Raw genomic sequence first — 21,202 nt, forward strand, 5'->3', positions numbered from 1 at the left:
TGCAAAAAAGGCTTCCACAAGGGAAGCCTTTCTTACTGTCTGATCCAGACGACCTCTGATTTCAGACGGGTACTGCCGTAGGGTACTGCAAGGTAAATCCGAAGGGCGGTGTCACTTATGCGACTATTGTGTGCCTCATCGGACTTGATGAATTCAGTTTATGGCTTGCTGACCATGCATGAATCTCATCCTAACAGTCACCCATGTTAAAAAATATGATTTATAACCGCTGACCGCACATTCTGATCCAGCTTGTGATCGCTAGCACATAAGTAAAAGTTATCTTTGTAACGATTACATTTTTATGTGCGCAGCAGTGCGTTATTAACCGTCGTAATTTCATGATGTTATAGAAGCCACTTATTGACTTCAAAAATCATGGCAAACGGCGGCGACGGTATTTAGGCGCGTCCGGCCTGATCCAGGTGCGGTAAATCCAGACCGCGATGACTGCCAAAACCAACCATGGCAACATTTTTATAACAATCGCCAAAAATCCGCCCAGCATCATCAGAGCAAACGCCACGATCAGTGCAGCCGCCATGCCCAGCAGAGAGACGCCGGTCAGCATCAGCATGAAGAAAAAGCCAAGCACAAAGAGAATTTCCAGCATCGGGTGCTCCTTAATAAGCGAATTGCATTAAGACGCGATGTCATAACACCTGTTCACTGTTACAAGAAACGTGCCAACCGGATATGGAAATTATTGCATTGAATATCAAGGAGAAAATTATTCGCAGGCACGAATGGCCTGCGAAGAGATAGCGAATTTGACTAACAGATAGTGATTTTACCCACGACCTAAGCCTGTGCAACGGCTTCCTGGGGCTGATTGACCATCGACAGCGCCTGCTCGACCACGTCAATACCCGCGCCCGCTTTATGCGCATTTTCACTGAGATGACGACGGAACTGACGCGCACCCGGCACGCCCTGGAACAGGCCGAGAATATGGCGGGAAATATGGCCGAGATAGGTGCCTTTGCTCAGTTCCGCTTCAATGTACGGATATAGCGCGCGGATAATGTCCGGGCCGGTTTTTATCGGCGCTTCTGAACCGAACAATTCGCGATCCACGTTCAGCAACATGCCCGGATTCTGATAGGCTTCGCGGCCCACCATAACACCATCCATAAATTGCAGATGCGTTTTGGCCTCTTCCAGCGTCTTAATCCCACCATTAATCGCCATCGTCAGATGCGGGAAATCGCGCTTGAGCTGATACACCCGCGGGTAATCCAGCGGCGGAATTTCACGGTTTTCTTTCGGGCTCAGACCGGAAAGCCACGCTTTGCGCGCATGAATGATAAAGGTATCGCAGCCGCCGTGTTCAGATACCTGATGGATGAAATCACACAGGAATTCATAGCTGTCCTGATCGTCGATGCCGATGCGGGTTTTGACGGTGACAGGAATCGACACTACGTCGCGCATTGCTTTGATGCAGTCCGCTACCAGCGACGCCTGCCCCATCAGGCAGGCACCGAACATACCGTTCTGCACACGATCCGACGGGCAACCGACGTTAAGGTTAATTTCGTCATACCCGCGCGCTTCGGCCAGTTTCGCGCAATGCGCCAAATCGGCCGGATTACTGCCGCCGAGCTGTAGCGATACCGGATGCTCTTCCTCACCAAAGCCGAGATAATCGCCTTTACCATGAATGATGGCGCCGGTGGTCACCATTTCAGTGTAAAGCAGCGTCTGGCCAGTCATCAGGCGGTGGAAATGGCGACAGTGACGATCGGTCCAGTCGAGCATCGGCGCAACGGAAAAACGCTGAGGGGAAAACGGGCTATTTTGGGGCATTGCGTGTTGAGTTTCTGACATCGACCTGACATTCGCTGAAGGAGTTCGTGGCGCTCCCTCTGGCGCACGGGCCAGAAGGAAGATAATCGCTGATTATACCACAGAACAAAGATTCGGCATCCGGTGCGGTTTTAGCGGAGGCGAATATGTTACAGCACGGCGGCGCATAATTCGTCGATTTGACTGAAGCATGATAAAATCAACCATGGCCGCATGATGTGGCTTATCGATCCCAATCTGCGCTCAGAGAACGTTTTTATGACCCTGAATAATCCGGAAAAAGTCCTTTCACAAGCTGAAGAGCTTTGCCAGCAGCGTAATGTTCGCCTTACGCCGCAGCGGCTGGAAGTGCTGCGCCTGATGACGCAACAGCCCGGTGCGATCAGCGCCTATGACTTGCTGGATTTGCTGCGCGTCAGCGAACCGCAGGCCAAGCCACCAACGGTCTATCGCGCGCTGGATTTCCTGCTGGAACAGGGATTTATTCATCGGGTGGAATCCGCTAACAGCTACGTGTTGTGCCATCATTTTGAAGAGCCAAGCCACACATCGGCGCTGTTTATCTGTGACCGCTGCGGTCTGGTGACGGAAAAAACTACTGACGGCATCGAAGAACGCCTGGCGAAACTGGCACTGGATTCTGGCTTCGAATTACGTCATTCCGTGGTAGAAGCGCATGGTCTGTGTGGGGAATGCAAAGTCGTTGAGACATGCGAAAGCCATGACCACTGCGATCACGACCACACCATCGTGGTGAAGAAACGCTAAATTTATGCAGCTGGATTTGAATTGCGAGAATAGCGGTACTGTCGGGAGGGATTAACGGCGGTATCTGATGAGACATAAAACAGTGGGTACATCCTTGTACCCGTATCCTGAAAGCGTTCCGGGTAGGAGCAGCTACTACTCAGGATACGTCACTGAAACACGAGGGGGAGTCGCGTTTTTACCAGTGATATTTGTTGCTTGATTCCCAATCCTTGAGCTCTTTCTCGGCCTGATCTTTCTGATAGCCGTAACGCTCCTGAATCTTACCTACCAGCTGATCGCGTTTACCTTCCACTACGGTCAGATCGTCGTCAGTCAGCTTGCCCCATTTTTCTTTTACTTTGCCTTTAAACTGCTTCCAGTTACCGTCGGCTTGGTCCTTATTCATAAAATATCTCCTGTTACCTTAGGGTTTATGGCGCTGCGGGTTACCGCTGCAGCTCGGGCTTAACACTTCTAAGGTTAGTAGAGAATTTGGATTTATCCTGCAAACGAAGGGATAAAACGCGTTATTAGGATTATTCCAAAGCAGGATATAACGGCTAACCGCTATATTCTGCCCTGTAAAAAATTCGCCAATTCAGTGTGATGACGATGAAAACCAGGCGTCGCGCTGCCAGTACCGGTGCCATATCCAGCCGAGGGAAACGCCCCGCAGCCCGAGGAAAACGGTCAGCGCCAGCCACAACGCGTGGTTGCCCAAGAGCGGTAATGACAGCAGCGTCAGGCCATACCCAAGTGCGGCAATCGCCATGCTGTTGCGCATATCCCGCCCGCGGGTCGCACCGATAAACATACCATCGAGCAGGTAACACCAGACCGCAACCAGCGGCAGGACAATCTGCCAGCCCAGATAACTATCAGCCAGCTGACGCAGCTCTGGCAGAGACGTCAGCGCGTTAATGATGTGCTCGCCGGTCAGTGCGTACAACAGTGCAAACGCCAGTGCCACCAGACCCGCCTGCCGACATGCCGCGCGCCACACCTTCAGCAGTTTTTCACGGTTACGGGCACCAAACGCCTCGCCTGAATGGGCTTCAATCGCGTAAGCAAAGCCGTCGAGCGCAAAGGCTGTAAAGGTCAGAAGGTTCATCAGAACGGCATTCACCGCAACGATATGGCTGCCGAGCCGCGCACCGAGAATAGTCAGTGAGGCGAAACAGAGCTGGAGTAGCAACGAACGCAGCATGATGTCGCGGTTGAGACTCAGCAACCGGTGCAGGTCACCGCGCCACGATGAGGTCAGCAGCGAGAAAGTGATCCCCCATCGCTTCATCACACGCCAGACAAGATACAGCCCGATGAACAGCGTGAAATACTCCGAACAGGCAGTTGCCGTCGCTGCGCCCTGCACGTTCCAGCCGAACCCAATCACCAGCCAAAGATCCAGCACGATGTTAAGCAGGTTACCGGCAATGAGTAAAATCACCGGCCCGCGCACGTACTGAATTCCAAGGAGCCAGCCGAGGATCACCAGATTTGCCAGAGAAGCGGGTGCGCTAATCCAGCGGATTTCAATAAACAGCCGCGCCTGTTCCAGCACCGACTGGCTACCGCCGACAATATGGAAAGCCCCTTCCATCAGCGGATGCCTGAACAATAAAATCATCACGCCCGCCAGTACAGCCAGAAGAAAAGGCTGCACAAAAGCACGCGCCAGCAGGACTTTATCTTTCGCGCCGAGCGCCTGCGCGGTCATACCGGTGGTACTCATGCGCAGGAACAACAGCATCATGAACAGGAAAGTGGTAATCATCGAACCAACCGCGACGCCGCCCAGATAATCGGGGCTGTCGAGATGACCGATCACCGCCGTATCCACCAGCCCCAGCAGAGGCACGGTGATATTAGAAAAGATCATCGGCAGTGCGAGCATCCAGAGGGCTTTATCGGTCGGGCTCAGAAAAGTGTGTTGAAGCTTTTGCAGAAGGGATTGATGTTGCATAGAGAATCTCATGCCGGAGGTTCAGGATATGCCTAAAATGACATCGCCCCGTCAGGGGCGATGATGCGAAATTCTTTTGATTAACGTCCAGAACCGTTTACTACGTCAGAGGGGGGAGACGCAGAAAACCTGTTCAGGTTGACCAAAATAATTCGAGTTGCAGGAAGGCGGCAAGCAAGCGAATCCCGAATCGCTGACTTTAGGTCAGGGATTCGGATGTACGCCCGTAGCCAACGCATCTGCAGCTCGAAGTATGACGGTCAATTAAATCCAGTCGCCGTTACGGATAACACCGACCGCTAAACCTTCAATGCTGAAGTTCTGTTCACGCAGGTCGACAACAATAGGCTGGAACTCGCTGTTTTCCGGCAGTAAATGCACGACGGTGCCCTGTTTTTTCAGGCGTTTTACCGTCACTTCATCGTCGATACGCGCGACGACAACCTGGCCATTACGCACGTCCTGCGTTTTGTGAACGGCAAGCAGATCGCCATCCAGAATACCGATATCGCGCATCGACATACCGCTGACACGCAGCAGGAAATCCGCGCTCGGTTTAAACATCGCGGGATCGACCTGATAGTGTCCTTCGATGTGTTGCTGAGCCAGCAGAGGTTCACCGGCGGCTACACGGCCAATCAGCGGTAAACCTTCTTCTTCTTCCATCAGCAGACGGATACCGCGCGAAGCTCCGGAGACAATCTCAATGACGCCTTTGCGCGCCAGAGCTTTCAGGTGTTCTTCCGCAGCATTCGGGGAACGGAACCCAAGACGAGCGGCAATCTCCGCGCGGGTTGGTGGCATACCCGTAGTGGAGATATGATCGCGAATCAGGTCATAGACCTCTTGTTGTCTGGTCGTTAAAGCTTTCATTCCGCCCCCTGGTTGTTTATACAGTCTTGCTGTGAGTATATACAGCTATACGGGCAATGAAAACCTAAGATTGAATAAAAACAGTGCATAAGCGCGATTCCTGGAATACAGATTCCAAATCAGAACCATCGCGGCCAAAAGATGCTGACCCAGACAAAAATCGCCAATATGATGGTCAACAGCACGGCAGCAGAGCCGATATCTTTGGCACGCCCGGAGAGCACGTGAAACTCAGGGCCGATGCGGTCGATAGCGCATTCCACGGCGCTGTTGAGCAGTTCCACCACGCACACCAGGACCACGGAACCGATTAGCAGGATACGTTCGATGCTGCTCACATCGAACCAGAAAGAGAGCAAAATTAATGGGATAGCCGCACTGGCTTCCTGTCGGAAGGCCGCTTCATTTTGCCATGCCGCTTTCAGCCCTTTCCATGAGTATCCGGCTGCTTTATAAATTCGGGTAAATCCAGTGACTTGGTTCGCCATTCTGTTACTGATCCTTGAGGGGTAGTCCTTCGGGTGTTTGATGCATTTTAGCGGTTTAATGGTCTCTCATCACCACAGATCTCATTTGAGCTTTCTGGTATCCTTGCGGCGAAATGGCTAACAAGAGGCTTCACGTTTTTATGTCAGGTTGGCGTAGACTTTATTACACATTATTGAATTTACCGCTTTCATTGCTGGTAAAGAGCAAAGTCATACCTACAGATCCGGTGACCGAGTTGCACTTAGACCCGACGCGCCCGATCCTGTACGTATTACCTTATAACTCCAAAGCAGATTTGCTGACCCTGCGTGCGCAGTGTCTTGCCCAAAATTTGCCCGACCCTCTGATTCCGCTGGATATCGACGGCACGTTGCTGCCAAGCCATGTGTTTATCGCTGAAGGCCCGCGCGTGTTTTCGTATTACACGCCGAAGCAGGAATCCGTAAAGCTGTTCCACGACTATCTGGATCTGCACCGCAATAATCCGGATTTAGATATTCAGATGTTGCCGGTCTCGGTAATGTTCGGACGTGCACCGGGCCGTGAAGGTCAGGATACACCGCACCTGCGCGTGCTGAACGGCATTCAGAAATTCTTCGCCGTGTTGTGGCTTGGCCGCGACAGTTTTGTTCGCTTCTCCAATACAGTATCGCTGCGTTATATGGCGACCGAGCACGGTACGGATAAAACTATCGCGCAAAAGCTCGCCCGTGTGGCGCGAATGCATTTCTCACGCTTGCGTCTGGCAGCAGTCGGCCCGCGTCTGCCTGCCCGTCAGGATTTATTCAATAAGCTGCTGGCCTCGAAAGCCATCGAAAAAGCCATTGAAGATGAAGCGCGCAGCAAAAAGATTTCCCACGAAAAAGCCCAGCAAAACGCTATCGCGCTGATGGAAGAGATCGCCGCGAACTTCTCTTATGAAGCCGTGCGCCTTTCCGACCGCGTGCTAAGCTGGACGTGGAACCGCCTGTATAAAGGCATCAACGTGAATAACGCCGAGCGCGTGCGCCAGTTAGCGCAAGACGGGCAGGAAATCGTGTATGTGCCCTGCCACCGCAGCCACATGGATTATCTGCTGCTGTCTTACGTGCTCTATCATCAGGGGTTGGTGCCGCCTCACATTGCTGCCGGTATCAATCTGAATTTCTGGCCAGCCGGCCCGATTTTCCGCCGTCTGGGTGCGTTCTTTATCCGTCGTACCTTTAAAGGCAACAAACTTTATTCGACCGTGTTCCGCGAATATCTGGGCGAGCTGTTCAGCCGGGGTTATTCGGTGGAATACTTTGTCGAAGGTGGCCGCTCGCGAACCGGACGTCTGCTGGAGCCGAAAACCGGCACGCTGGCGATGACGATTCAGGCCATGCTACGCGGCGGTTCCCGCCCTATTACGCTGGTGCCGATTTACATCGGTTACGAACACGTGATGGAAGTGGGAACTTACGCAAAAGAGTTACGCGGCGCGACCAAAGAGAAAGAGAGTCTGACTCAGATGCTCAACGGCTTGCGTAAGCTGCGCAACCTCGGTCAGGGCTATGTGAACTTTGGTGAACCTCTGCATCTGACCACCTATCTGAACCAAAACGTGCCGACATGGCGTGAGGCGATCGACCCTATCGAAGCCCAGCGTCCGAGCTGGCTGACGCCGACGGTGCAGGATCTGGCTGAGCAGATTATGGTGCGCATCAACAATTCAGCGGCGGCCAACGCCATGAACCTGTGTTGTACCGCGCTGCTGGCGTCCCGTCAGCGATCACTGACCCGCGAACAGTTGACTGAACAGATTGATTGCTACCTGCAGCTGCTGCGCAACGTGCCGTACAACGCCGATTCCACCGTGCCCGATCTGACCGCCAATCAGTTACTTGATCACGCGTTGAACATGAATAAGTTCCAGGTCGAAAAAGATAATATCGGTGACATTATCGTTCTGCCGCGCGAACAAGCCGTGCTGATGACCTACTACCGCAACAACATTCATCATATGCTGGTGTTGCCGTCGCTGATTTCAAGCATCGTGATGCACCACCGTCTGGTCACTCGCGAGGAATTGCTGCGTCAGGTTGAGCTGATTTATCCGATGCTGAAAGCCGAACTGTTCATGCATTTCGATAAAGCCGATCTGCCACATGTGCTGAATGTTCTGACGCTGGAACTGGCGCGTCAGCAGATTATTCATCTGGAAGATGATGAGTTATCGCTGAACCCGGCACGTATCCGCACGCTGCAACTGCTGGCTGCCGGTGTACGTGAAACACTGCAACGCTACGCGATCACCTTCTCCTTGCTCACCACCAATCCAAGCATCAATCGCGGTGCGCTGGAAAAAGAGAGCCGGATTATGGCGCAGCGTTTGTCGGTGCTGCACGGTATCAATGCCCCTGAGTTCTTCGATAAAGCGGTGTTTTCAACGCTGGTCGGCACACTGCGCGCAGAGGGTTATATCAACGATATCGGTGATGCGATTCAGGAACAAACGCGTGAGATTTACAACATGCTCAGCGACCTGATGACGCCAGACATCAAACTCACTATCGAAAGTGCCGGTATGCCTTCCGAGCTGCCGCAGCCGACCGAACCACCGGCTGAGCCTAAGCTGGATGTGCGCGATACCGATCATTAATCGCCCGTTGTAACGCGGTAAATGGCAGGAAACAAAACGCCCGGACTTTGCAAAAAGTCCGGGCGTTTTTTATTGTCTGAAGAGATTGCCTGAAGAGATTAGAAACTGAACGCCGTCAGGCTCATCAGAATCCCCAGGAACAGCACCAGACCGACATAGTTATTCTGACGGAAAGCCAGGAAACAGGCGTCACGTTCGCGCTTCGCGATCAGTTTTTGCTGATGCACAAACAGCGCGGCGGCCAGCAACAGCGACCAGTAGAACGGTGCGCCCAGCTGCGAAAGATGCCCGACAATCGCCATCAGAACCAGCGTTGCCAACTGCAACAGGCCAATGATCAGCGTGTCAAAACGGCCAAACAAAATGGCCGTCGATTTTACGCCAATCTTTAAATCGTCATCACGATCGACCATCGCATATTGCGTGTCGTAGGCCACCGTCCAGCAGATATTTGCCACGAACAATAACCAGCAACTTAGCGGCACGGTTTCACTGACGGCAGCGTAAGCCATCGGGATTGACCAGCCAAACGCCGCGCCCAGCACAAACTGCGGCAGATGGCTGACGCGTTTCATGAACGGGTAAATCCATGCCAGCGCCAGCGCGGCTAGCGAGAGGAAAATCGTCATGCGATTGAGGGTCAGTACCAACAGGAACGACACCAGCACCAGCCCGGCAAACAGGATTTTGGCCTGCTTACCGCTGACCGCCCCGCTCGGCAACGGGCGGTTGGCAGTGCGCTTAACGTGCCCGTCTATTTTGCGGTCAGCGTAATCATTCACCACGCAACCGGCGGCGCGCATAAAGAAGACGCCCAGCACGAACACCACCAAAATTTTGACAGAAGGCATGCCTCCACCGGCCAGCCAAAGCGCCCACAGCGTCGGCCACAGCAGCAACAGCGAGCCGATGGGTTTATCAATGCGCATCAGGCGGCAATAATCCCGCCAGGTGCCCTGCGTCATACTTCCCGACACTCTCTGTTCTCCTTGTGGGTTGGTCTGGCTCATATCCCGCTCACTTTGCCTTCAGGGCGGTGAACCGGTGAATCTGGCAGGAAAATTTCCGTCAACAGCAGCGGCTTATCAGACAGACGCAGACGCGACCGGCGCGCCCATAAGTCGCCCTGCTCACTTTGCAGTTGCCCAAGATGAATGTAATCGCGAGTCAGGTTATTACCGCTAAACAAGTAGCGACCCAGCGGTAAGGTACCCAGATCCACCAGCGCCATGTCAGGCCCGGTCAGTGTCTCTTCGGGAATGACAGTACGTCCAAGCAACCACGGCTCGGCGTCGCCAAACAGTACGATTTCGCGCACCCAGTAACGGGCGCTTTCCGGCAACTGCTGAGCTTCACTTTCTCCCAGCTCAGCGCGGCTGACAAAGCATTCGTTTTGAGGTTTAACGGTGACAGTAACACCCTGTTTTTCAAAGCGACGGGTCATGGATCCCATTTCCATCAGCCAGTCGGCCACGTCCGCAGGAACGTCAGTCGGATCGTTAAACCAATGAATCGGGGGTTGTGCAGGGGAATGGGAATCAGACATCAACGGCTCCGTAATGGAGGCAGGTATACCTCCAATGAATTATCTGCCTCGTATTCTAACGCATGAATGCGAGGCAGTAATCGCATCATTTTACTCGCGGCGCAGACGTTCGCTGTTCGCCAGGAAGAGCGTCACGACCAGGACGAGGATCGCACAGGCGTACACCAGTGTGTCATAAGGGCTTTTGTGGTCGACGATAATCAGTCGAATAATCGCCGTGATACCGATATAAATAAAATAGCGTAATGGGAAGTGATATCCCGATGAAAAATACTTAATGATCAGCGCGATAAATTCGAAATAGAGGAAGTAAATCACAATTCCCTCTATCAGAAGATACGATGAAGATTGATCGTTGTTCACGAAAAGTACCATTGCTAAATGGTAGGTTTCGCGGCCAATGAAAATCATCAGTATCGCGGCCAGCCCCAATAAAAATACGTTCAAAATTCGCTGCATGATGACCGAAATCAGCGTTGCACGTTTTGATCCTGCCATGTGATCTACATCCCACTTTTGTTATTAATACCCGCAGAATACCACAGAGTCCGCACAGGAAAAGCGGCATTAAAAAAGGGCCAGCCTGTGAAGGCTAACCCTTTTGTTTCGGTGTGTTACTCACACTCGTTTACCCTAAATCATTCGAGTTGCGTCAAGGCGGCTCGAAGGATGACAGGTTTTAGCGCCAGTTTTTAAAGCGGTTGATTAGACCATTCGTCGAGCTGTCGTGACCTTTCACATCTTCGCTGCCTTCGAGCTCTGGCAGGATGCGGTTCGCCAGTTGCTTACCTAATTCCACGCCCCATTGGTCGAAGGTGTAGATGTTCAGGATAGCGCCCTGCGTGAAGATTTTGTGCTCATACATCGCGATCAACGCACCCAGGCTGTACGGCGTGATTTCACGCAGCAGGATGGAGTTGGTCGGACGGTTACCTTCAAACACTTTGAACGGTGCAACGTGTTTCACGTCTTCCGGTTTTTTACCCTGGTCGGCGAATTCTTTCTCGACCACGTCCAGAGATTTACCAAACGCCAGCGCTTCCGTCTGTGCGAAGAAGTTAGACAGCAGTTTCGCGTGGTGATCACTCAGCGGGTTATGGCTGATGGCCGGCGCGATGAAGTCACAAGGGATGATTTTAGTCCCCTGGTGAATCAGCTGATAGAACGCATGCTGGCCGTTGGTACCCGGCTCGCCCCAGATGATCGGGCCAGTCTGGTAATCCACCGGATTGCCGTTACGGTCAACGAATTTACCGTTAGATTCCATATTGCCTTGCTGGAAGTACGCAGCAAAACGGTGCATGTACTGATCGTATGGCAGGATCGCTTCGGTTTCAGTGCCGTAGAAATCGTTGTACCAGATACCGATCAGCGCCAGCAGAACCGGCAGGTTTTTCTCAGCAGGGGTATTGGCGAAGTGGTTATCCATCGCGTGTGCGCCGCTCAGCAGTTGCTCGAAGTTCTCGAAGCCGACGGACAGAGCGATTGACAGGCCAATTGCGGACCACAGAGAGTAACGGCCTCCGACCCAGTCCCAGAACTCGAACATGTTGTCCGTGTCGATGCCAAACTCGCCGACTGCTTTACCGTTGGTAGACAGCGCAGCGAAGTGTTTCGCCACGTGTTTGTCATCGCCCGCAGTTTTCAGGAACCAGTCGCGCGCGCTGTGGGCGTTGGTCATGGTTTCTTGCGTAGTGAACGTTTTTGATGCCACCAGGAACAGCGTCGTTTCCGGGGACAGATCTTTCAGCGTTTCGGCGATATGGGTGCCATCAACGTTAGAGACGAAATGCATATTCAGGTGGTTTTTGTACGGACGCAGCGCTTCGGTCACCATGAACGGGCCGAGGTCTGAACCGCCGATACCGATGTTGACGATGTCAGTGATCGCTTTGCCGGTATAACCCTTCCAGTCACCACCGATAACGCGCTCGGTGAAGCCTTTAATCTTCGCCAGAACCGCGTTGACTTCCGGCATTACATCTTTGCCATCGACCACAATCGGCGTGTTACTGCGGTTACGCAGGGCAACGTGCAGAACGGCGCGGTCTTCGGTACGGTTGATCTTCTCACCAGAGAACATCGATTTGATTGCACCCTGAAGATCAGTCTCTTTTGCCAGAGCCTGCAGCTTGTCCAGCGTTTCTGATGTGATGCGGTTTTTGGAGAAATCGACCAGCATCTGGTCTTCAAACGTGGCAGAGAACTTGGAGAAACGATCACCATCTTCAGCAAACAGATGGCTAATCTGCACATCTTTCATCGTGTCGAAATGCTGCTGCAGCGCTTGCCAGGCAGCGGTCTGAGTTGGATTGATATTTTTCATAGCAATGCTCTTAGGCTGAGAATAAATATGAGGTAACTGTCCCGATTGTATCCTGAACTTCCCGAGATGAGATGCCTTTTCTTGCGATAGGCCAGATCTGTGGATCCACAATGACAAAGAACAATATTAGATGACAATCGCTCAAAATGTGGCTCGACCGGCCGTGAGACCGTTGACAGACGCGCCATAACCCGTTATTCCTAAGCACCTAACTCGCACGCGTGCTCACGCACGCTGTTGTGAGCCAGAAGAGGCGCGTCGCCCAGGCAGTGTACCGGAGGAGCCGAAATCCTACGAAGGTGCATCAGGGGGAGCGGCGCCGAGGTCAAATGCTGACGGCAGGCAGATGATCGACCACAGGGGCTGAATCCTCTGGGTTGTCACCGACATACCCGAAAAAGGGTATTGGCATGGTGGGGCGCTTCTGGGTGTATCGTAGCATTTCTACGCCTGCTCCCGTTTCCCGCTCTCCCCTTGTGCCAATTCTTATGGATTAGGTGGCCGTCATTGAAATGACGTCCCGGACATGAGGTTTTACATGAATCACGCAGCATCCCGCAACGCCACTGTGCAGCCTTTGGGCAACGTTATCGTCGCCAAATTCGGCGGTACCAGCGTGGCAGATTTCGACGCGATGAACCGCAGTGCAGACATCGTTCTTGCGCGCCCGGAAGTTCGTCTCGTTGTTCTCTCCGCCTCTGCGGGCGTCACCAATTTATTAGTCGAGCTGGCCACAGGCAAAGAAACCGAACGCCGTGTCTTCCTGCTTGATGAAATCCGCCGCATCCAGAATGCCATTATTGACCGCCTCGATAATCCGACGGTGATCCGCGAAGAAGTGGGTCGCATGCTGGAAAATATCGCCATGCTGTCGGAAGCCGCAAGCCTCGCGACCTCCACCGCATTGACAGACGAACTGGTCAGCCACGGCGAGCTCATGTCCACCCTGCTGTTTGTTGAAGTCATCCGCCAGCGCAACGTGCCTGTGGAATGGTTCGACGTCCGTAAAGTCATGCGCACCAACGATCACTTTGGTCGCGCAGAACCGGATACGCAGGCGCTGACCGACCTGACACTTTCACAACTGCAACCGCGTTTGCAGGATGCGCTGGTGATCACCCAGGGCTTTATCGGTTCAGAAGGTAAAGGCCGCACCACCACGCTTGGCCGTGGCGGCAGCGACTACACCGCAGCATTGCTGGGCGAAGCGCTCGGCGCGGTGCGCGTGGATATCTGGACGGATGTACCGGGCATTTACACCACCGACCCGCGTCTGGTACCGGCTGCGAAACGTATTGACCGCATCGCGTTTGAAGAAGCCGCTGAAATGGCCACTTTCGGTGCCAAAGTTCTGCATCCCGCCACGCTGCTGCCTGCGGTGCGTCGCGGTATTCCGGTATTTGTCGGCTCCAGCAAAGATCCGTCGGGAGGCGGCACGTTAGTGTGCGATACCAGCGATAATCCGCCGTTATTCCGCGCGATTGCCCTGCGTCGCAGACAAACGCTGGTCACGCTGCACAGCCTGAGCATGCTGCATTCACGCGGTTTCCTCGCCGACGTGTTTGGTATTCTGGCGCGCCACAATATTTCTGTGGATTTGATCACCACCTCCGAAGTCAGCGTAGCGCTGACGCTGGACACCACAGGCTCCACCTCGTCTGACGCCAGCCTGCTGACCACGTCACTGCTGACCGAACTGTCGTCGCTGTGCCGCGTGGAAATCGAAGAGAATCTGGCACTGATCGCCATCATCGGCAACAAGCTGTCGCAGGCGTGTGGCGTTGGCAAAGAAGTCTTCGGCGTGCTGGATCCGTTCAACATCCGCATGATTTGTTACGGCGCAAGCAGCTACAACCTGTGCTTCCTGGTGCCGGGCAGCGATGCCGATCAGGTCGTCAAAACACTACACCGCAACCTATTCGAACAATAACGGGCGCGGTATCTGTGAAGACCGGGCCTTGTGCCCGGTCTTTTTTTTGCCTGTACTTTTGTAAAACAACAAAGACAAGGATCATCCTCAATGTTAGCCATCATCACCCGTCTGTTCCCGCTGTGGGCCGTGCTGTTATCGGTCGCCGCGTACTATTCGCCAACGACGTTTACCCCCATCGGCCCGCACGTTTCCACCCTGCTGATGCTGATTATGTTCGCGATGGGCGTCACCCTCGAATTCGGTGATTTCAAACGCGTGCTCTCGCGCCCCGGTCCGGTGGCAGCGGCGACGTTTCTGCATTATCTGATCATGCCGCTGGCGGCGTGGGTGCTGGCAAAACTGTTCCACATGCCGGCGGATTTGTCTGCCGGGATGATTTTGGTGGGCAGCGTTGCCAGCGGAACAGCATCCAACGTGATGATTTATCTGGCGAAAGGTGATGTGGCACTGTCGGTCACGATTTCAGCCGTATCAACGCTGGTGGGCGTGGTGGCGACTCCGCTGCTGACTCGGTTGTATGTCGATACGCACATTAAAGTCGATGTGGAAGGCATGCTGCTGAGCATTTTGCAGATTGTCGTGATCCCGATTTTAGCCGGTCTGATTATTCATCATCTGTTCACTAAAACGGTGAAACGCATCGAACCGCTGCTGCCGCTGTTTTCCATGGTCTGCATTGTCGCTATCATCAGCGCCGTGGTGGCGGGCAGTCAGGGCTTTATCGGTTCAGTCGGTTTAGTGGTGATTGTGGCGGTGATCCTGCACAACGCGATCGGCCTGCTGAGCGGCTACTGGGGCGGAAAACTGTTTGGCTTTGACGAAACCACCTGCCGCACGCTGGCGATGGAAGTGGGGATGCAAAACTCCGGTTTAGCCGCGACGCTCGGGAAGATTTACTTCTCCCCGCTGGCAGCCTTGCCGGGCGCGCTGTTCTCAGTCTGGCACAATCTGTCAGGTTCTTTGCTGGCCGGTTACTGGTCAGGTAAACCGGTTAAGAAAGACTAAAAAAAGAGACGGGCGCTTTTGACAGCGCCCGTTTCGCTTTTAATGAATACCTTACGTTAAACCACTTTCACGTCATCATTGGGTTCACGCATTTCATCTTCCTGCTCATCCTGATCCAGCACGTTATACGCCACCGCACAGAACAACGAATTCAAACGCTTCATGTCGCCCAACAGGCCGAGATGCAACGAACTGGTTTCGATACTCTGGACGTTGTGCTGATGCAGACGGTCAACGTGCGCATGTGCATAACGGCGGTCGAGAATGCGGAAGCGGTGTTTGGAACGGCGCAGACGACGCGCGCTGGTCAGGTCATTCGACAGGAACACCCCGAGGCTCAGACGCAGGTTATCCAGCAGTTTTTCATGCAAGGCTTCAAGCTCCACCAGCCCTTCCGGCGAAAATGCGCGGCGCGTGGCGTGGGATTTGGCGGTAATATCGCCGGTCATGCGTTCGATGATGTCGCCCGCCTGTTCCAGGTTTAGCGCCATTTCGATGATTTCCGCCCACCGACGTGAATCCTCTTCGCCCAGCCCCTCTTTGTTGATTTGCGCCAGATAGAGTTTGATGGCGGTGTACAACACGTCCACGTCGTCGTCGAGGCGGCGCACTTCGCGATCCTGCGCCAGTTTCCCGTGCATGACTTCGCGGTTGAGGATCAGCATATGTTCCACCACATCGCCCATGCGCAGGGTTTCGCGGGCCGCATTGGCCAGCGCCAGCGTCGGCGTATCAATGGCGCTGACGTCCAGATGGCGCGGACGAAGACGCGGATCGTCTTCCGGCACATCGGCAATCATCATCTCGCACACTCTCGCCATCGGGGCGGTAAGCGGCACCATCGCCAGACAGCGGATCAGGTTGTAGAACATATGGAAATAGATCACCAGCTCTTCGTCCGGAATACCGAGCCGCGCCAGCTGCGTCGAAAGCGGGCCGACAAACGGCAGTACAATCACCAGACCAATCAGCTTAAACAGCGTGCTACCCAGCGCCACGCGGCGACCTGCGGCATTCATTTTGCTGGCGTTAATCATCGCCAGTAAACCGCTACCGAGGTTGGCACCGATCACCAGACACAGCGACACTTTCAGTGAAATCACACCGGTGGCCGTCAGCGTGGCGGTCAGCAACACGGCGGCGAGACTGGAATAACTGATGATGGCAAAGACTGCACCGGTAAGGGCATCGAGCAGCACGTCCCCGGTCAGCGAAGAGAACAGCACTTTGACGCCGGACGCCTGCATGATCGGCGTCGCCGCCGAAACAATCAGTTCCAGCGCCAGCAATATCAGGCCAAGGCCGATCCCGACGCGCCCCATCTGGCCCGCGCGGGTTTGCTTGCGGCTGAGGAAGAAGGCGACACCGACGAAGATAAACAGCGGGGAAAGCCACGACAAATCGAACGTCAGGATACGCGCCATGACGGCAGTACCGACGTCAGCGCCGAGGATGATCACCAGCGCGGGCGCCAGCGCCACCAGCCCCTGTGAAACGAAGGAAGTCACCAGCAGCGCAGTGGCATTACTGCTTTGCACCAGCGCGGTCACGCCGATACCGGCCACGAAGGCCAGCGGTTTTTTTTCTACGCTACTGCTCAGCACCCGGCGCAAATTGGCGCCGAAAACACGCATGATGCCAGTACGTACGATATGTGTTCCCCACACCAGCAGGGAAACAGCAGATAACAGATGAAGAAGGGTTAACACGAAAAAACAGCTCCATTAACGCCAGGCATAGACCGGCCATCCTGCCTGCCGGGCGTGCTGGAGCAGGATGGCGTCCGGATTCACTGCATAAGGCTGACCCACTTTGGTAAGCAACGGCAGATCGTTATGGGAATCCGAATAAAAACTGGCTTGTTGCAGCAGGGTTTCGTCCTGATTGATGAGATCCAGCAACCGCGAGACTTTGCCTTCGCGATAGGTCATCGTCCCCTGCGTGGCCCCGGTAAAGCGGCCATTCTGAATTTCTACACCGATCGCCAGCGTTTCATTGACACCAAGGAAACGGGCAATCGGCTGCACCAGATGCTCACCGGAGGCGGAAATAATCACCGTCCGGTCGCCCTGTGCGCGGTGAGTGGCCAGACACTCACGCGCCTGCGTATAAATACGCGGTGCAATAACATCTTCGATGTAACGCGCGACCATCGCCGCGACGTCGCCTTGAGTTCTGCCGGTCAGCGGTGCCAGCGTACACCGCATGTATTCGCGCATATCCATCTGACCGACGGCATATTGCTGCATCAGCGCAGCATCTTGTTGCAGAAAAGCCTGTTCATCGGCCACCCAGCCCTGCGCCACCATATAAGCGGACCACAAACTGGAACAGTCGCCGCTAATCAGGGTTTCATCGAGATCAAACAGCGCCAGTTTCATGCAACTTCCCGTAACGTAACAAGATCTAACTGTAGACCAATATCGCTGCCATCGGCGCGAAGTGAGGCCACAGACCGGTTTAAGACATCCACAGAAAGCTCGACGCCATGCGCTAACACGCGGTAACGCACCACGTTGCCAAGCAGGCTGTGGCTGAGAATTTTGGCCGGAATGCCTTCAATCACTTCACACACAGTGACTGACTCCGGGCGGATAGCGACGCGCCCCGTGTAGGTGATGCCGGTCAGCGCCATCGCCTGTTCGGCACTCAACAGGTTGTAACTGCCGATAAACCCGGCGGCGAAAGCATTCACGGGTTCAGTATACAAGGTTTCGGCATCGGCATTTTGGACGATTTGCCCTTTGTTCATAAGCACAATGCGATCTGACATCGTCAGCGCTTCTTCCTGGTCGTGTGTGACAAAAATGGCGGTCAGGTTCATTTCACGCTGAATACGGCGGATTTGTTCGCGCAGATGTTTGCGGATACGGGCATCGAGCGCAGACAAGGGTTCATCGAGCAACAACAGGCGCGGCTGAGTCACCAGCGAACGGGCGAGCGCCACGCGCTGACACTGTCCGCCGGAAAGCTGATGTGGATAACGTTTGGCATAATCGTTCATTTCCACCAGTTCCAGCACTTCACCGACGCGGCGATGCACGTCACCGGCGGGCAATTTTTGCATTTTCAGGCCGAACGATACATTGGCTTCCACCGTCATATTGGGAAACAGCGCGTAGCTCTGAAAGACCATGCCGATCCCGCGCTGTTGTGGTGGCAGCGGCACGATGTCCTGCCCCTGCAGCACGATTTTTCCGCTGTCGACGGACGTCAGGCCAGCCAGACAGCGCAGCAACGTGGACTTGCCGCAGCCGCTCGGCCCCAGCAGCGTGACGAATTCGCCCTCTCCGGCAGAGAAATCAATATTGTTGAAAATCTGCGTCGGGCCATAAGATTTGTTGAGTTGAGTGACCTGTAAATAAGACATATCAGCTCTTTCCTTTGTTCAGCATGTTCGCCACCCAGGTGAAAATCAGGACGACCATAAAATAGGAGATGACCAGCGCACTGGTGAAATGGCCGCTGCCATTGCGCATGTTATAGAGATAGACCTGCACCGTTTCATAGCGGCTGCCCGCCAGCAGGTTGGCGAACACGAATTCCCCGATCAGGAAGGAGAAAGAGAGCAGCACGGCAATCATTCCGCCTTTGCGCAGGTTCGGTAACACCACCAGCAGCGCAGCTTTCCAGGTGCTTGCACCCAGCAGATGTGCGGCATCCATCAGATCACGCAGGTTAATGGCCTGCATGTTGTTGGAGATCGCGCGGTAGATAAACGGCAACGCGATAGTGAAGTAACAGCCAATCAGGATCCACGGCGTGCCGGTCAGCGAAAACGGTTCGCCGGAATAGAGCTGCATCAGGCCGACCGATGACACCACCGGCGGCACCGCAAACGGCAGCAGAATGAGTATATTCATCAGCGCGTCGAGCTTCGGAAAATAGTAAGCAATCACAAACATCAGCGGCAGGATCAGCACCAGCGAGAGGAAAAGCGTGCCGAAACACACCACCAGCGAATGCCAGAGCGCGATAAGAAATCTCGGATCGCTCCATAACGCCACCAGCCATTTGAGGGTAAAACCGCTCGGTAAAATCGTTGCTCCCCATTCCAGCACCAGCGCATAAACCAGCGTCGCCAGAAGCGGCAACATCAATATAATCAGTAAAATCCAGATCACCGCACGGTGGTAAATCGCTTCAGATCGCGACATCTCACATTCCTCTTTAACAGCAATCACTGACGTTGGCTGAGATAGCTCTTACGCAATAACCACTGATGTATCAGCGTGATAAAGGCCATCAGCACCACCAGTAACATTGCCAGTGCGCTGCCCATGTTCGGATCGAGGGAAATATCACCCGAGACCAGCGCGGCGATCCGCACTGGCACGACGTTGAAGTTGCCGGTAGTCAGGGCATACACCGTGGCGTACGCACCCAGCGCATTGGCGAGCAAAATCACGAACGTTCCCATCAGTGCCGGGAACAGCACCGGCATGCCGATATAACGCCAGTAACTCCAGCGCCCCGCGCCGAGCAACGCGGCGGATTCGCGCCAGTCTTCGCGCAGCGCGTCAAAAGCCGGGTACATCAGCAAGACGCCGAGCGGGATCTGGAAGTAGGTGTAAAGGACAATCAGCCCGCTTTTCGAGTACAGATTGAAGTTTTCCATCAGCCCGTATTTTTGCAGCAGTAAGGTCAGACAGCCGTTGAGACCGAGCAGAATGACAAACGCGAAGGCCAGCGGCACACCTGCAAAGTTGCTTGTCATGTTGGTAAACGACATGACGAAGTCATGAAGCTTTGTCGGGCCTAGCTGGCGGAGTGAGTAACTGCCCACTAACGCAATCAGCAAACCATAGAAACTCGACCAGATTGAGATATCCAGCGAGAAGCGCATCGCCTGCAAATAGAACGGCGACGTGAGGATATCGGTGTAATTTCCCAGCCCCCAGGCTGTATAGGTTTCGCTGTAGAAGCTACTGACCGCAATCCATGCCAGCGGCGCGAGCTGGAAGGCAATGAAAAACACCAGAAACGGCAGCATAAACAGCGCCGCAATCCACTTAGCTTTCATCGGGTATCCTCTAAAAGTGACGGGATTCAGGCCAGTAATGCCGCGCAGTGTGGCTTATCGTGGGCGATATTGAGAATCTGACAGACGGTGCCGCACAGCTCGGTTTGCAGAGGCGCAGCGTCTCCTAATGTGAACGCACTGCCGAAAACAAATAACGGCACCTGACGCTCCTCCGGCAAAATGCCGCCGTGGCTGCGATCGTCGTTCATGCCGTGATCTGCAGTAACAATGACCTGATAGCCCGCTTCCAGCCAGTCGCCTAAAAAGCGCGATAAAATGCCATCCGCTGTCCGCGCTTTGTTGCGGTACTGCGGCGTCGAGAGGCCAAACTTGTGGCCCGCATCGTCAATGTTCATCGGGTGAATCAGCAGAAAATCGGGGTCATGACGGCGGCGCAGGCTTTCGGCATCGTCAAACAAATGCGAATCCGGATAAGCATCATCGTAATAAAAATGACCGTGCTGGATTGCCAGCATTTCATCGCTGGTATGACGGTCACGCGGCGGATCGAACGGCGTGCGGTTGTATAATTCGCTGACCCAATGATAGGCCGCGGCCGCCGTCGTCAGACCGGCATCACGCGCATAGTGAAAAATACTGCGCTGTGTGGATAAACGATCGACCTGGTTGTTCACAATACCGCTCACTACCGGCGTAATTCCGGTGAGGATGCACTCATACAGCGGCCGGGACAGCGAAGGCAAGGCACATTCCAGCTGATACAAGCGGCCTCGCCCTTCGGCACACTGCGCCTGTAAATACCCCATTGCGTCGCGGGCGACCTGATAATTCAGGCCGTCCAGTACTACCAGAATGCTTTTCATGACACTTTGCCTTTCTTGCAGGTGTGAAATCCCCGCCGTCG

20 protein-coding genes and 1 riboswitch are annotated in these 21,202 nt (G+C 54.1%); of the genes, 4 read left to right on the forward strand and 16 right to left on the reverse strand.

The window, feature by feature from the left end:
• Window positions 1-376: 376 nt before the first annotated feature.
• The gene (pspG, locus tag TU92_RS17420; RefSeq protein ID WP_112168451.1) at window positions 377-613 is read right to left on the reverse strand and encodes an envelope stress response protein PspG; all 237 of its coding nucleotides are present in this window, start codon (window positions 611-613) and stop codon (window positions 377-379) included.
• Between the two features lie 188 nt (window positions 614-801).
• Window positions 802-1,809, reverse strand: coding sequence for a tRNA dihydrouridine(20/20a) synthase DusA (gene dusA / locus TU92_RS17425; protein ID WP_112168452.1), 1,008 nt, complete (start codon window positions 1,807-1,809; stop codon window positions 802-804).
• 258 nt (window positions 1,810-2,067) lie between these two features.
• Here dusA and zur point away from each other — a divergent pair, with 258 nt between their 5' ends.
• A complete protein-coding gene (gene zur / locus TU92_RS17430) occupies window positions 2,068-2,577 on the forward strand; it encodes a zinc uptake transcriptional repressor Zur (RefSeq protein ID WP_112168478.1) in 510 nt (169 codons plus the stop codon).
• A 178-nt stretch (window positions 2,578-2,755) separates the two neighbouring features.
• Here zur and TU92_RS17435 read toward each other — a convergent pair whose 3' ends face one another.
• The 4 genes from TU92_RS17435 to TU92_RS17450 form a co-directional block, all read right to left on the reverse strand.
• Window positions 2,756-2,965 carry a CsbD family protein gene (locus TU92_RS17435; RefSeq protein ID WP_056776037.1) on the reverse strand — a complete coding sequence of 70 codons (210 nt, stop codon included), beginning with the start codon at window positions 2,963-2,965 and terminating at the stop codon, window positions 2,756-2,758.
• Window positions 2,966-3,157: 192 nt separating this feature from the next.
• Window positions 3,158-4,522: an MATE family efflux transporter DinF gene (dinF, locus tag TU92_RS17440; protein WP_112168453.1), complete on the reverse strand. Its 1,365-nt coding sequence runs from the start codon at window positions 4,520-4,522 to the stop codon at window positions 3,158-3,160.
• Between the two features lie 264 nt (window positions 4,523-4,786).
• On the reverse strand, window positions 4,787-5,395 hold the full coding sequence (gene lexA, locus TU92_RS17445) for a transcriptional repressor LexA (protein WP_112168454.1): 609 nt from the start codon (window positions 5,393-5,395) through the stop codon (window positions 4,787-4,789).
• Between the two features lie 119 nt (window positions 5,396-5,514).
• Window positions 5,515-5,883, reverse strand: coding sequence for a diacylglycerol kinase (locus TU92_RS17450; protein ID WP_112168455.1), 369 nt, complete (start codon window positions 5,881-5,883; stop codon window positions 5,515-5,517).
• Between the two features lie 140 nt (window positions 5,884-6,023).
• Between TU92_RS17450 and plsB the strand changes: the two genes are divergently transcribed.
• Complete coding sequence (plsB, locus tag TU92_RS17455) at window positions 6,024-8,504, forward strand: glycerol-3-phosphate 1-O-acyltransferase PlsB (protein WP_112168456.1); 2,481 nt, start codon at window positions 6,024-6,026, stop codon at window positions 8,502-8,504.
• Between the two features lie 98 nt (window positions 8,505-8,602).
• Here the strand turns inward: plsB and ubiA are convergent, their stop codons facing one another.
• From ubiA to pgi, 4 genes are all read right to left on the reverse strand, one after another.
• Window positions 8,603-9,469, reverse strand: coding sequence for a 4-hydroxybenzoate octaprenyltransferase (ubiA, locus tag TU92_RS17460; protein ID WP_112168457.1), 867 nt, complete (start codon window positions 9,467-9,469; stop codon window positions 8,603-8,605).
• 41 nt (window positions 9,470-9,510) lie between these two features.
• A complete protein-coding gene (gene ubiC / locus TU92_RS17465; protein WP_112168458.1) occupies window positions 9,511-10,050 on the reverse strand; it encodes a chorismate lyase in 540 nt (179 codons plus the stop codon).
• Window positions 10,051-10,140: 90 nt separating this feature from the next.
• Window positions 10,141-10,548: a phosphate-starvation-inducible protein PsiE gene (psiE, locus tag TU92_RS17470; protein ID WP_112168459.1), complete on the reverse strand. Its 408-nt coding sequence runs from the start codon at window positions 10,546-10,548 to the stop codon at window positions 10,141-10,143.
• Between the two features lie 181 nt (window positions 10,549-10,729).
• The gene (gene pgi / locus TU92_RS17475) at window positions 10,730-12,376 is read right to left on the reverse strand and encodes a glucose-6-phosphate isomerase (protein ID WP_112168460.1); all 1,647 of its coding nucleotides are present in this window, start codon (window positions 12,374-12,376) and stop codon (window positions 10,730-10,732) included.
• A gap of 240 nt (window positions 12,377-12,616) precedes the next feature.
• Window positions 12,617-12,808: riboswitch (Lysine riboswitch) on the forward strand.
• Between the two features lie 106 nt (window positions 12,809-12,914).
• Between pgi and lysC the strand changes: the two genes are divergently transcribed.
• The gene (gene lysC / locus TU92_RS17480; RefSeq protein WP_112168461.1) at window positions 12,915-14,306 is read left to right on the forward strand and encodes a lysine-sensitive aspartokinase 3; all 1,392 of its coding nucleotides are present in this window, start codon (window positions 12,915-12,917) and stop codon (window positions 14,304-14,306) included.
• Between the two features lie 90 nt (window positions 14,307-14,396).
• Complete coding sequence (panS, locus tag TU92_RS17485; protein ID WP_112168462.1) at window positions 14,397-15,314, forward strand: ketopantoate/pantoate/pantothenate transporter PanS; 918 nt, start codon at window positions 14,397-14,399, stop codon at window positions 15,312-15,314.
• Window positions 15,315-15,370: 56 nt separating this feature from the next.
• Here panS and TU92_RS17490 read toward each other — a convergent pair whose 3' ends face one another.
• Genes TU92_RS17490 through TU92_RS17515 form a run of 6 tightly spaced genes read right to left on the reverse strand, consistent with a single transcriptional unit; the run spans window position 15,371 to window position 21,161 of the window.
• The gene (locus TU92_RS17490) at window positions 15,371-17,023 is read right to left on the reverse strand and encodes a Na/Pi cotransporter family protein (protein WP_112168463.1); all 1,653 of its coding nucleotides are present in this window, start codon (window positions 17,021-17,023) and stop codon (window positions 15,371-15,373) included.
• Between the two features lie 15 nt (window positions 17,024-17,038).
• The gene (locus TU92_RS17495) at window positions 17,039-17,695 is read right to left on the reverse strand and encodes an HAD family hydrolase (RefSeq protein ID WP_112168464.1); all 657 of its coding nucleotides are present in this window, start codon (window positions 17,693-17,695) and stop codon (window positions 17,039-17,041) included.
• Window positions 17,692-18,684 carry an ABC transporter ATP-binding protein gene (locus TU92_RS17500; protein WP_112168465.1) on the reverse strand — a complete coding sequence of 331 codons (993 nt, stop codon included), beginning with the start codon at window positions 18,682-18,684 and terminating at the stop codon, window positions 17,692-17,694. Before TU92_RS17500 ends, TU92_RS17495 begins: the two co-directional genes overlap by 4 nt.
• Window position 18,685: 1 nt before the next feature.
• The gene (locus TU92_RS17505; RefSeq protein WP_112168466.1) at window positions 18,686-19,471 is read right to left on the reverse strand and encodes an ABC transporter permease; all 786 of its coding nucleotides are present in this window, start codon (window positions 19,469-19,471) and stop codon (window positions 18,686-18,688) included.
• Between the two features lie 23 nt (window positions 19,472-19,494).
• Window positions 19,495-20,337 (reverse strand): ABC transporter permease, encoded by an 843-nt coding sequence (locus TU92_RS17510; RefSeq protein WP_112168467.1) that lies wholly within the window; start codon window positions 20,335-20,337, stop codon window positions 19,495-19,497.
• A 26-nt stretch (window positions 20,338-20,363) separates the two neighbouring features.
• The gene (locus TU92_RS17515) at window positions 20,364-21,161 is read right to left on the reverse strand and encodes an alkaline phosphatase family protein (RefSeq protein WP_112168468.1); all 798 of its coding nucleotides are present in this window, start codon (window positions 21,159-21,161) and stop codon (window positions 20,364-20,366) included.
• Window positions 21,162-21,202 lie beyond the last annotated feature (41 nt).

The organism is Rahnella inusitata, from assembly GCF_003263515.1.
GTDB classification, from domain to species: domain Bacteria; phylum Pseudomonadota; class Gammaproteobacteria; order Enterobacterales; family Enterobacteriaceae; genus Rahnella; species Rahnella inusitata.